We start from the raw sequence: 12,713 nt of genomic DNA on the forward strand, positions 1-12,713 counted from the left end.
CGCCTCGGTAGTGGCGCTCGTCGGCAGCCTGCCGCATTCGCAATGGATCAATCCGTCGATCGTTGCCGCCAAGGTCGCCGATGTCTTCGAGGTCGATTCCTACCAGATCACCGCGCCGGTGATGGTGGACGATCCCTCGCTTCGCGATCTCCTGTGGGCGCAGCCGACCCTGCAAGACGTGCGCCAGCGGGCGGCGGCGGCCGACATCGCGCTGCTCACCGTCGGCGACATGTCCGCGGACGCCACCATCTTCCGCCACGGCATCGTCCCGTCATCGCTGATCACGCCATTGAAGGCGAAAGGCGCGGTCGCCAACATGCTGTGCTACTTCGTCGATGCCGCCGGTCGGCTGGTCGACCATGAGGTCAATGGGCGCGTCATGGCCATCGATCTCGACGTGGTGGGCCAGGTGCCGAATGTCGTGCTGGCCGCCGGCGGAAAACGCAAGGTGGCGGCGATCCTGGCCGCGCTCAAGGCGGTCAGCACCAATGTGCTGATCACCGACAGCGACACGGCGACGGCACTGCTGGCCAAGGCCGGCTGATACCAACCCGCCGATTGGCGCTAGATCAGACCGCGTTCGCGCAAATAATCCTCGACGCCGACATGGGTCATGGATTCGAATTCGGCAATCGCCTCGGCCACCCGCTTGCGCTGGGCCGCCAGCAGGGTGAACACCTGTTTCATCTCCCCGGAAACGCCAAAACGGCTCCAGCGCTCGGCGATATGAGCGGGCAGGCCGATATCGGCACAGAACGCATCGAGACTGTCATAGCCGAGGCCGGCGACAAGCTGCCTGGTCTCTTCCGCCGACATGCGCGGCTCGAAGGCATGGTCGTGCAGGCGCTGCGCCACCAGCTTGATGTCGGACGGCGAGGCACCCATGACCTTGCCGAACAAGGTTTTGACGTCAGACGGGTCGAATGCAGGCATTTTGGCCTCCCTTGGTCGCAGTCCACCCAGAACATGGGTCACGGGTTGCCGGCTGGCAAGGCGTTTCTGTCATAAGCCGGCGCATCATCTGGCGTCGGCCCGTGTCGGCGACCTAGACCAGCATGCCCATCGGGTTCTCGATGAGCCGCTTGAAGGCGACCAGCAGTTCCGCGCCAAGGGCTCCATCAACCGCGCGATGGTCGGTCGACAGCGTCACCGACATCACGGTGGCGATTTTGATCTCGCCATTCTTGACCACCGCCCGCTCCTCGCCGGCGCCGACCGCCAGGATGGTCGCATGCGGCGGGTTGATGACGGCGGCGAAATCCTTGATGCCGAACATGCCGAGATTGGAGACGGCCGTGGTGCCGCCCTGATACTCTTCCGGCTTCAGCTTGCGGCTGCGGGCGCGGCTGGACAGGTCCTTCATCTCGTTGGAGATGGTCGACAGCGTCTTTTCATCCGCATGCCGAATGATCGGCGTGATCAGGCCGCCGGGGATCGACACGGCGACGCCGACATCGGCATGCTTGTGCTTGACCATGGCGCTTTCGGTCCACGAGGCATTGGCATCCGGCACAGCCTTCAGCGCCATAGCCATCGCCTTGATGACCATGTCGTTGACTGACAGCTTGTAGGCGGGAGCCTCGCCCTTGTCCGACTTCTTCATCGGGGCCGCGGCATTGATCTGGGTGCGCAGCGCCAGCAGCGCATCGAGTTCGCAGTCCAGCGTGAGATAGAAATGCGGGATGGTGGATTTGGCTTCGACCAGGCGGCGCGCGATGGTCTTGCGCATATTGTCGTGCGGCACGAGTTCGTAGGAGCCTTGCTCGAACAACTTCAGCACCTGGTCGTCCGACATCGGCCTTGCTGACGGGAGGGCTGCGACAGCAGCGGCGGGAGCGTCGGGTGCCACCGCCGGAGCCTCCTTGAAGCCGCCCTTGGCAATCACCGCGTCGATGTCCGCCTTGACCACACGGCCGTATGGGCCGGTGCCGATGATGCCGGCAAGAGCAAGGCCTGCCTCACGAGCCAGACGTCGGGCAAGCGGTGTCGCGCGTGCGCCCGACGGCGATTGGCCAACCTCCGCCCTTGTGAGGGAGAAGCCCGGCTGGGCAGAGGGGGGCGTGACGGCGTGCGGGGTTGGCGGGGCAGCGCCCCCTTCTGTCGGCTTCGCCGGCATTTCCCCCGCGGGTGGCGAGATTGGCGCCCTGTCCTGCCTCGTCGCAGTGACATCGGCCCCATAGACCTCATCGTCGGCATAGATCCACGCAACGGGCGCGCCGACGGGAATGTCGATGCCTTCCTTGCCGGTGACGTCCCGCAGCACGCCGCTGGCCGGCGCATCGATCTCCATGGCAGCCTTGTCGGTCTCGATCTCGAACAGGAGGTCGCCCTTCTTGACGCGCGCGCCTTCCTCGGCGAACCAGCGCGAGATCTGTCCAGTCGCCATGTCCATGTCGACCTTGGGAAGAATGACTTCGGTCGGCATATCTCAGCGAACCCCTTTGACGAGGTCGCGCGCGGCACTGATGATGTCGGGAACCTGCGGCACCGTGGCTTTTTCGAGCTCCGGATTGTAGGGGATCGGCGTCTCTGCGCCGCCCAGCCGCACGATCGGCGCGTCGAGATAGTCGAACGCCTCGCTCTCGGCGATCATCGCGCTGACCTCGGCGCCGATGCCCAGCGTCTTGACCGCTTCGTGGACGCACATCAGCCGCGACGTCTTCTTGACGCTGTCGATGACGCTCTGCTTGTCCATCGGCCGGATCGTCCTGAGGTCGATGACTTCGACGTCGATGCCTTCGGCTTCCAGCGTGGCGGCGGCGTCGAGCGCCTTGTGCACCATGATCGAGGTGGCGACGATGGTGAGGTCGCGGCCCTCGCGGCGGATGTCGGCCTTGCCGATCGGCACCGTGTAATAGCCCTCGGGAACCGGGCCCTTCATCTTGTAGAGCAGCTTGTGCTCGAAAATCATCACCGGATCGGGATCGGCGACCGCCGCCAGGAGCATGCCCTTGGCATCATAGGGCGTCGCCGGCTGGATGACCTTCAGGCCCGGCACATGGCCGAGCCAGGCTTCCAGGCTCTGGCTGTGCTGGGCGGCCGCACCCGTGCCCGAGCCCGCCGGAAAGCGCATCACCACGGGAACCGAAACCTCGCCGCCCAGCATGAAGCGCATCTTGGCCGCCTGGTTGACGATCTGCTCCATGGCGAGCGTGGCGAAATCGGAAAACTGGAATTCGAAGATTGGCCGCATGCCGGTGACGGCGGCACCCACCGCCACGCCCGCGCCGCCCAGTTCCGAGATCGGCGTGTCGATCACCCGTTCGGTGCCATAACGCTCGACCAGATCGCCCGTCACCTGAAAGGCGCCGCCATAAACGCCGATGTCCTCGCCCATCAGGAAGACGCGTTCGTCCATGTCCATGGCGATCGCCATGGCTTCCTGGATCGCCTGGGCGTAGCTCAGTTCGCGCACCATCGCGTCCATCACGCCTGCTCCGTATACACGTAGTTTCCGGTTTCGCTGACGTCGGGCGACGGGCTCGCCTTGGCGAACTCAATGCCGTCGGCGATCTCCTGCGCCACCCCGCTGCGGATGGCCTCGATGCCCTTGTCGTCGATGAAGCCAAATTCGCGCAGCTCGTTTTCGAACAGCGTGATCGGGTCGCGGTTCGACATCCAGTCCTCGATCTCTTCCTTGGTGCGATAGCGGTTGCGGTCGCTCTTGGAATGGCCGCGATGGCGATAGGTCTTGGACTCGATCAGCGTCGGCCCCTCGCCGGAGCGGGCGCGCTCGACGGCCTTGTACGACGCCTCGGCGACTTCCGAAAAGATGTTGCCGTTGACGATGACGCCCGGCATCGAATAGGCGGCGGCGCGGTCGGCGATGTTCTTGACCGCGGTGGAACGGGCGGTCGAGGTCGACATGCCGTAGCCATTGTTCTCGCAGACGAAGATGACCGGCAGCTTCCAGACCGCGGCCATGTTGAGCGCCTCGTGGAAGGCGCCTTCATTGTTGGCGCCGTCGCCGAAGAAGGAGACGACGACCTTGCCGGTCTTCATCATCTTGGAGGAGAGCGCCGCTCCGACGGCGATCGGAATGCCGCCGCCGACGATACCGTTGGCGCCGAGATTGCCCTTGGCGACATCGGCGATGTGCATCGAACCGCCGCGGCCCTTGCAGTAGCCCGTGGTCTTGCCGAAGAACTCGGCGAACATGCGCTTGACCTCGGCGCCCTTGGCGATGCAGTGGCCATGGCCGCGATGCGTCGAGGTGATCTGGTCATCCTCGCCAAGCGGCATGCAGATGCCCATGGCGCTGGCTTCCTGGCCGATCGACAGGTGCATGGTGCCGTGGATCAGGCCGCGCATGTAGCTCTCCTCGGCGCCCTCTTCGAAGCGGCGGATGAGGTACATCTTGTAGAGCACCTGCTTGAGCTGCTCGGCGCTGTACTGGCGATAGACGAAAGGCAGGTTGGCGCGACTGTCCGCGACGGCTTTGCCGGCTCCGGCCATGATCAGGCTCCCACGGTTCCGTAGACGAGCTTGTCCTGGCGGGCGCGCAGTTCGGCGATCTTGGAACCCGGAGCCGGGGCAGCATTGGCATAGGTGATGAGCTCGCCCTTCTTGATCGGCGCGGTGACCGAGCCGCCCTGCAGCAGGCCGCAGGGAATGGCCTTGGCGGCATGCGCTTCGGGCGCCGTCATGATCCAGGCGCGGTAGCAATATTCGCCGATCGCATCGAGCCTCTCGCCGGGCTGCATGTCCTTCTTGGCCACGGCGGCGACTTCGGCCACGGGCTTTGCCAGCGGCACCATGTCGGCCTTGCCGTAGAGCACGACGCGGGCGCAGGTCAGCGGCACTTCGAGCGAGGTCAGGTGATAGGGGCGGTGGAAGGTGAAATACGGACCCTTGCCCATCTTCAGGTCTTCCATGCGCTCCGAAATGCGCGGATGCGACATGTCGGCGACGACGAAGACGCCGGGCGCCACACCCTTGCCGATCGAGTAGTCGACGACGCCGACCCTGGACAGCACGCCGCCATCCTTTTCAGGCACCAGCACTTTCGAGAGCTCGCCGAGTGTCGCCGCGGGGCCGTGCATGCCGGCCTTGTCGGGCACCAGCCCGGTGGCATTGGCGATCGCCGCCATCTCGACCATGGTCTTCGAACCGTCGACGAATTCGACCAGCATGCGCACATTCATGTGCCGGCGCTTGGCCTCTTCCTCATAGGCCGGCGGTGTGGCGTCGATGTTGAGAGGATTGTTCTTGCCCTTGCCGGCCGCGACGATCGGATGCCCCATGGCCGAGACGAATTCGATCAGTTCCATGCAGGAGGACGGCTCGTCGCCGGCGCCCAGCGAATAGGTGACGCCGAGCCGGTCGGCCTCGCTCTTCAAATAGGCGCCGATGGTGACATCGGCCTCGACATTCATCATCACCAGATGCTTGCCATGTTCCATGGCGCGCAGGCCGATTTCGGCGCCGACGGCGGGAACGCCGGTCGCGTCGATCACCACATCGATCAGGTCATTGTTGATGACCAGGCTGGCGTCATTGGTGACGGCCACCTTGCCGGCCTCCATGGCAGCCGTCATCGCCGAAGCGTTCGACACTTCACGCGCATGGCCGGTTTCCTGGAAGGCGATGTCCACCGCCCTGCTGGCGGCGGGCAGGTTCAGTTCCGAGATCGCGCCGATCTCGATGCCGGACATATGGGCGACGCGGGTGACGATGTCGGTTCCCATCTCGCCGGAGCCGATCAGGCCGATTCGGATGGGCTTGCCCGATTTGCCGCGCTCATCGAGATCGCGGGCAAGGCCCGTCAACGAAATATTGGAAGCCATACCGCTCATTCCTCCCACATTGCAGGCTTGTTCATTCGCTTGACGGGTATTGAACATCTGTATTTCTGTCAAGACTAATGTCCAAATCCGAATGGTTTTGGAGAACTTTCCGACGCCTCCGTCCAGCGCCCTTTCCAGCAGCGAACCGGACCAGGACCCGTCGCTTCCGCGCAACTCCGTGCTTTCAGGGGATCAGCCGCCCGGCGATACGGCAGGGCTGTTGATCGACAGGCTCATGAGGTTCTCGGCCGCGCAATGGGACGCGCGGAGACCGTCATGCGGCGACATCGAATCGCCGGGCCGTTCGCCATGGCTCGACGGCGCTATAACATCGCATCCTGCTGGCGCTGCACGATCTTCTCCACGGCGTCGCCAGGCACGTTGAGCTCGGTCAGAGCCTTCCCCACAACGCCCGGCCAGTCCGCAACCGGGCAGTTCTTCAAACTGGCGAAATGATCATTGCCCGTGAAGAAATTGCGGGTCGCGTGGAAGCCAAGCGCGCGATAGACTTCGAACTGCTCCTCGTTGAAGAACTGATCCAGGGTGGTTTGGTGCGGGAACTGCGGATACCGTCTGCGATAATCGCGGATCATATCGCTCTCGTCGCCGCTCATGCAGGACTTGATGTAGATCAGGACACCGTGCTCGTTTCCGCCATAGTCGATACGACCGATCGCCACGTGCGGCCCTTGGAACCGCGCCTCGTCGGTCGAGGCGCTGACAAGATTGTCCTCGGTCGCCAGGGCATTGGAGCGACGCAGTTCGTACCATGGCAGATCTATGAGGATGCCGAGATCAATTCGCGCATAGCGTTCGACCCGGATGAGCGAGTTGAAGTCGAGCGTCGGGTCCGCCTCCGCGTCCGCAACGATGATAACCTTGCAGCGCCGTTTCAGCAGTTCATACAGGCCGAGATTGTCGAAATGGCCGCCATCTGTCAGGTAGACGTTGCTCGTCAGTTCATCGACCCTGCCGATCGCCTCCTTGGCAAAGTACCAAGGCGCGACATTGGCCAGCAAACGCCGCAGGCCGGTACGACTGCGCAGAAATTGCGGATTTGGAAGCCAGTACCCCAGGCGAACATTCAGTGCGGCCAGGCTGAACGTCAGGACCCGGATTGTATTTGCGCCCATATTGGCCGACGCCGCGGCGCCGGAAATGGCCATTGCCGTGCCGAGGTTGAGATTGCGGTCACTACGCTCGAGCGATCTCGTCGCGGCATAGCCGGTTGCCTGGCTGCCGGTATAGATGGGACTGAAGACGAAGGAATCGGCGCTGCGGCCACGGCGACCGAGATAGGGCGACCCCTCCAGATTGACCGCGGTGTTGATGAGCAGGTACGGCGAAAACCAGACGGAATCGGCCCAGTTTCCCGGAGATCCGGGCTTGAGCGAAGTCAATTTGAACTGATCGACATCGGTTGACCGTTTTCGGGCCTGCCTGTCTTTCAGCCGCTTTTTCAAATCGGCAAGGATGTGGCTCTTTTCGGCAAGCTCGTTCCTGGCACTCTCTTTCAGCTTGTCCAGGCGCCAGAGAAACGCCCGGCTCAAGCGGTCCCGATAGTATCCGTGAAGGGAATTCGCGTTCGGCGTCACCAGCAGCGACAGGACGATGAGCACGCCGGCCAGCATCGCATAGGTCGTCCTGATGTTCCCAATGACTGTGTCGCCAGCGCCGATCCCCGCGTAGGAAAGCCCCAGATAGACGCACCACAGCGATATCGGCACGACCATTGCCAGGCAGTAGAGCAGTACCTTTGAGGCAAGATGCCTGGCCGTTCCGGTCCACGAATCGTCGCTCTTCGAGGCCGCCGCCACGGCAATCAGCTTGTTGCCAAAGGCGGCAAGGGCTGCCGACATGCCGGCAAGCGCGGCCCAGAGCCCTTCGAGAGACGTTGGAGCGTGGATCAGGATGCAGCCGACCCAGTTGATTTCGGAACAATCTTCCGGCGCCTTGGCCGCATCGAAGAAGCCCGCCAGGACATAGGCCTGAAACTCGAAGAAGGCGATCAGCAGGCAGACGATGAAGAACAGCGCAAAGATCCTGCTGGCCATTTCTCGTTCGACGAGCGTCGTCATGCGGTCGGTCCGGTCGGAAGGCCGAAAGGCAAATATCGAATAGCCGATCTGGACGAGTCCCAAGACCACCGCCAGCAGGATCGACCAATAGAACACGTTCCCTGAATTCTGGGTCAGCTTGTGCAGAATGGGTAGCCGCAGCGACGTTTCGGTCGGATTGATCACGATGGTCAACCAGGCCAGCGTCAACAGCGCGGCAAGGAAGATCATCGCGTTGATCAGCAACCCACGCATCACAACCACGAGGCCGACGACGACGTCGATCATTCCCTTCGGCGCCAGATAGTTGGAATAGTCCCGGATGTGCTGCGTCTCGAGGGTTTCAGGACCGCCGAGCGTGCTTGTGAACGGAAACGCGCCATTGGTCTGCATCAAGCCGGCGACAAGCGACGTGCCGATGTAGCCGCCTCCGGAAACCGTCGACATATAGTCGATATTCTCAAACACATTCGGCCGGTCCTTTTCTGTGATGGACTCCAGTGCCTGCAGCACCCCCATGCAAAATGCCGCCGAACGAATGCCACCGCCCGAGCACGCCAGACCGGTCAGGTCGCGGTCCGTTTTGACCACGGGATAGAGGTTGCCGCGTTCGTCTTCCTTGTCCGACCGCGCAACATTGACTTGGGTGGCGGAGAGCTTGGCCGCGGGCCCCTTCACGGTCTTGATGTCCGATGCGTGTCTGGCGGCAACCAGTTCCCGGCGCCGTGTAACAACCGACGCCTCGGCGGTCATGACGTCATAGAACGAGATCGGCGAAGCTTCCTCAGTGTCGCTGGGCATGGCACTCTCGGCGCGCATGATTGCTCTACGGTTGCACAAGATGCTCCTAAAACAAGAAGAATGACATGGCGCGATGGCGCTATGGCGGCCCTGTCCTCTTCTTTTGGCGGCACATCATCCGGCGACGGGAAAATCGTGGAAATGCACGATCGCGCCCTCCGCGTCGATCAAGATCACGGCATAGGCGGGCGGCTCGCGCCCCAGGCTCCAGTTCTGCGAAAAATCGAGCGCGGTCTGGTGGTTGGTGCTGCGCAGCGTGCTGACCGGTATGCCGCGCCAGCTGCCTGCGATCTGCCGGTGGACGTGGCCGGCGAAAATATGGCGAACATTGCGGTGTCGCGACAGCACGTCATGGAAGGCATCGGCGTCGGCAAGCCTGACCTTGTCGAGCACCGGCATGTGTATCCGGAACGGCGGGTGATGCATGAAGAGGAAGACCGGCCGGTTGCCCGCCTCTTGCAGCCGTTCATCGAGCCAGTCGAGGCGCGCCGGGCAGAGCCTGCCCTCGACATGGCCGCTGTCCAGCGTGTCGAGCAGGATCAGCCGGCCCTGTGTGCCGTTGAACACGCTTTGCACGAACCCCTGCTCGGCGGCGGCATCGGGAAACATTTCGAGGAAGAGCGCCCGGTCATCATGGTTGCCGAGCATCAGCCGGAAGGGCGGTGAAAATTGCGCCAGCCGGTCCCGCAACGCCGCATAGGCCGCACGCTCGCCATCATTGGTCAGGTCGCCCGAGATCACCACAAGTTCGGCATCGCCATGGTTCTTGCCGATGTCGGCCAGGCAGGCTTCCAGCCTTGCGAGCGGATCGGAGCCGTAGAGCAGGCCACCCGGCGTCATCAGATGCGGGTCGGAGAGCTGGATGATTTTCATGGAGCTGACCGTACCCTTCCCGCCGGCGTCGCATGGCGCCAGCCCGAAAACGCAACGCCTCGATTGTCCCTCTACTGTGCCGTCCAGCCGCCGTCCATCGGCAAGGTCGTACCGGTGATCTGCCTGGCGGCATCCGAGCACAGGAACAGCGTCAGCGCGGCAAGTTCCTCCACGGTGACGAATTCCTTCGTCGGCTGTGCGGCGAGCAGCACGTCATGCTTGACCTGTTCCTCGGTCATGCCGCGGGCCTTCATCGTGTCGGGGATCTGCTTCTCGACCAGCGGCGTCCAGACATAGCCGGGCGCGATGGCGTTGACGGTGATGCCGTCCTGCGCGACTTCCAGTGCCACCGTCTTGGTCAGCCCTGCAATGCCATGCTTGGCCGACACATAGGCCGACTTGAACGGCGAGGCGACCAGCGCGTGTGCCGACGCCGTGTTGACGATGCGGCCCCATTTACGCGCCTTCATGCCCGGCACCGCGGCCTTGATGGCATAGAAAGCCGCAAGAAGATTGATGCGGATGATGGCTTCCCATTTGTCGTCGGGAAATTCCTCGATCGGCGCGACATGCTGGATGCCGGCATTGTTGACCAGTATGTCGAGGCTGCCGAACGCCGCCTCGGCGTCATGCACCATGGCGCTCACCGCCGCACCGTCCATCATGTTGGCGTCGGAGTAGCGGCACTTGACGCCGAAATCCCTCTCGATGCCCGAGCGCTCCTGCTCGATGGCCGTGGGGTCGCCAAGACCATTGATGGTGACATTGGCGCCCTCGGCGGCGAAGGCGCGGGCAATGGCCAGGCCGATACCGCTGGTCGAGCCGGTGACGAGGGCATTCTTCGAAGACAGGGAACCCATGGTGATCTCGCGAGACGTGGGAGGGGAATGAGAGCATATAATTGTGCGTCGCAACATGACAATGACAGAGCCATATGTCGGTGCGATTACAGCCAGACGACGGCCCGGCACGGCGTCGCCCGCTGCGAGGCAACGGTTCGTTTGGCTGACACGGCATTGTCATGGTGCCGTGCAACATAATCGGCTGCGCATTCGCGCCGTCATTCCTGAACGAAATTCATCCGACAGAACCTTGGGGGTGCAGCTTGGAAATCGCCGATGTCGTGAAGCGCGCCTATGCGATGCCGCTGACCAACCCGTCCTTTCCGCCCGGTCCCTACCGGTTCTTCGACCGTGAATACATCATCATCACCTACCGCACGACGCGCGAGGCACTCGAGGCCGTCGTGCCGGCGCCGCTGGAAATCGACGAACCGCTGGTCAAGTATGAATTCATCCGCATGCCCGACTCCACGGGCTTCGGCGACTACACCGAGACCGGCCAGGTCATTCCGGTGAAGTACAAGGGCCAGCATGGCGGCTATGTCCATTCCATGTATCTCGACGACGACGCGCCGATCGCCGGCGGCCGTGAGCTGTGGGGGTTTCCGAAGAAACTGGCCAACCCCAAGATCGTCCATGAAGGCGAGGTGATCGTAGGCACGCTGCACTATGGCAGCGTTCTGTGCGCCACCGGCACGATGGGCTACAAACACCGGGAAGCCGATCATGATTCGGTGCTCGCCGCGCTCGCCGCGCCCAATTTCCTGGTCAAGATCATCCCGCATGTCGACGGCGCGCCGCGTATCTGCGAGCTGGTGCGCTATTACCTCACCGACATCACGCTGAAGGAGGCCTGGACGGCGCCGGCGGCGCTTGATCTCAGGCCCCATGTCATGGCCAACGTGGCGAAGCTGCCGGTGCTCGACATCGTCTCCGCAGTCCACTTCAAGGCCGATCTGACGCTTGGGTTGGGCGAGGTCGTCCACGACTACCTTGCCGATCACAGCCGGCTTGCAACCAGCATAACCCAGCCGGAGAAAATTCGTGCTTGAACGTCACCGAAGCAAGGAAGCCGCCACCACGATCGCGGAGATTTCGGCGCAATACGACCGCATCGCTCTGGTGTTCCAGGGCGGCGGCGCGCTCGGCGCCTACCAGGCCGGCGTCTATCAGGCGCTGGCTGACGCCGGCTGCGAGCCGAGCTGGCTGTCGGGCGTATCGATCGGCGCCATCAACGCCTCGATCATCGCCGGCAACGAGTCCAGCCGCCGCCTGCAGCGGCTCGAACAGTTCTGGCAGACCATCTCGGGCCGCAAGATCTGGGCCTACACACCTGAAGGCGACATCTACCGCGACATCCGCAACCGCACCTCGTCGTGGATGACCATGACCATGGGCCAGCCCGGCTTCTTCAAGCCGCGCAATCCCAACCCCTGGTTCGAGCATCCGGGCGCCGAGGGCGCCACCAGCTTCTACGACACCGCCGAGCTGAAGGATACGCTGGAGAGCCTGATCGATTTCGACATCCTCAACGACGGCAAGAAGCGGCTGAGCGTCGGCGCGGTCAATGTGCGGACCGGCAATTTCGTCTATTTCGATACCGACAAGGTCCGCATCGGACCCGAGCACATCATGGCCAGCGGGGCGCTGCCGCCGGCCTTCCCCTCGGTCCGCATCGAAGGCGAATACTATTGGGACGGCGGCATCGTCTCCAACACGCCGCTGCAGTATCTGCTCGACCAGGAAGAGGACCGCTCGTCTCTGGTGTTCCAGGTCGACCTGTTCAGCGCGCGCGGGGTGCTGCCGCGCAGCATGCCGGACGTGCTGTCGCGCCACAAGGACATCATGTATTCCAGCCGCACGCGCCAGAACACCGACAATTTCAAGCGCATCCATGGCCTGAAGATGCGCCTGCTCGACGCGCTCAAGCGCGTGCCCAGGGAGCAGCTGACGCCGGCGGAAGAAGCGCTGATCGCCGACTATTCGGACGCCGGCCTGGTCAACATCGTGCACCTGATCTACCAGCACAAGGGCTATGAGGGTCACGCCAAGGACTATGAGTTCTCCGGCACCTCGATGCGCGAGCATTGGGATACCGGCCTGGAAGACACGCAGCGCACCTTGCGCCATCGCAAGTGGCTGACCATGCCGGACAATGCCGACGGTGTCACCATCCACGACCTGCACCGCGAAGACCCGACCTGACATTTGCGTCCAGGACAAGCGGAGCAATCTTACAAAGCGGCCTTCGCCGCGAACGCAATCCTCGCCGATTGGTCAACCGACGCCGCGCAGCGTGCCCATCAGGAGCGCCGCCCGCACATGCGGGACAAGGATGCGATCCGCCTGGCCAC

At 63.1% G+C, this 12,713-nt stretch carries 11 protein-coding genes; 3 read left to right on the forward strand and 8 right to left on the reverse strand.

The annotated features are described in order from the left end of the window. Positions 1-544: sugar-binding domain-containing protein (locus C1D09_RS13660; RefSeq protein WP_281288573.1), on the forward strand; the 544-nt coding region annotated here is incomplete at its 5' end. Positions 545-564: 20 nt separating this feature from the next. Here C1D09_RS13660 and C1D09_RS13665 read toward each other — a convergent pair. The 8 genes from C1D09_RS13665 to C1D09_RS13700 all read right to left on the reverse strand — a co-directional run bounded on the left by C1D09_RS13665 (position 565) and on the right by C1D09_RS13700 (position 10,377). After that, positions 565-933, reverse strand: coding sequence for a hypothetical protein (locus tag C1D09_RS13665; protein ID WP_143974817.1), 369 nt, complete (start codon positions 931-933; stop codon positions 565-567). 112 nt (positions 934-1,045) lie between these two features. Next, a complete protein-coding gene (locus C1D09_RS13670) occupies positions 1,046-2,425 on the reverse strand; it encodes a pyruvate dehydrogenase complex dihydrolipoamide acetyltransferase (RefSeq protein WP_143974818.1) in 1,380 nt (459 codons plus the stop codon). 3 nt (positions 2,426-2,428) lie between these two features. Then, the gene (locus tag C1D09_RS13675; protein WP_143974819.1) at positions 2,429-3,427 is read right to left on the reverse strand and encodes an alpha-ketoacid dehydrogenase subunit beta; all 999 of its coding nucleotides are present in this window, start codon (positions 3,425-3,427) and stop codon (positions 2,429-2,431) included. Further along, complete coding sequence (locus tag C1D09_RS13680; RefSeq protein ID WP_143974820.1) at positions 3,427-4,455, reverse strand: thiamine pyrophosphate-dependent dehydrogenase E1 component subunit alpha; 1,029 nt, start codon at positions 4,453-4,455, stop codon at positions 3,427-3,429. Before C1D09_RS13680 ends, C1D09_RS13675 begins: the two co-directional genes overlap by 1 nt. 2 nt (positions 4,456-4,457) lie before the next feature. Beyond that, positions 4,458-5,786 (reverse strand): NAD(P)H-dependent oxidoreductase, encoded by a 1,329-nt coding sequence (locus tag C1D09_RS13685; RefSeq protein WP_143974843.1) that lies wholly within the window; start codon positions 5,784-5,786, stop codon positions 4,458-4,460. 323 nt (positions 5,787-6,109) lie between these two features. Then, complete coding sequence (locus C1D09_RS13690; RefSeq protein ID WP_167514597.1) at positions 6,110-8,644, reverse strand: patatin-like phospholipase family protein; 2,535 nt, start codon at positions 8,642-8,644, stop codon at positions 6,110-6,112. A gap of 114 nt (positions 8,645-8,758) precedes the next feature. Next, on the reverse strand, positions 8,759-9,517 hold the full coding sequence (locus tag C1D09_RS13695; protein WP_143974822.1) for a phosphodiesterase: 759 nt from the start codon (positions 9,515-9,517) through the stop codon (positions 8,759-8,761). A gap of 71 nt (positions 9,518-9,588) precedes the next feature. After that, positions 9,589-10,377 carry a 3-hydroxybutyrate dehydrogenase gene (locus C1D09_RS13700; RefSeq protein WP_143974823.1) on the reverse strand — a complete coding sequence of 263 codons (789 nt, stop codon included), beginning with the start codon at positions 10,375-10,377 and terminating at the stop codon, positions 9,589-9,591. A gap of 245 nt (positions 10,378-10,622) precedes the next feature. On the opposite strand from C1D09_RS13700, the gene C1D09_RS13705 reads away from it, so the two are divergent. Together C1D09_RS13705 and C1D09_RS13710 are read left to right on the forward strand one after the other, a co-directional pair. After that, entirely contained in the window at positions 10,623-11,411 is a 789-nt protein-coding gene (locus C1D09_RS13705) for an acetoacetate decarboxylase (protein ID WP_143974824.1), read from the forward strand. Beyond that, a complete protein-coding gene (locus tag C1D09_RS13710) occupies positions 11,404-12,564 on the forward strand; it encodes a patatin-like phospholipase family protein (RefSeq protein ID WP_143974825.1) in 1,161 nt (386 codons plus the stop codon). Before C1D09_RS13705 ends, C1D09_RS13710 begins: the two co-directional genes overlap by 8 nt. Positions 12,565-12,713: the final 149 nt, after the last annotated feature.

It is taken from the genome of Mesorhizobium intechi (assembly GCF_002879535.1).
Classification (GTDB): Bacteria; Pseudomonadota; Alphaproteobacteria; order Rhizobiales; family Rhizobiaceae; genus Mesorhizobium; species Mesorhizobium intechi.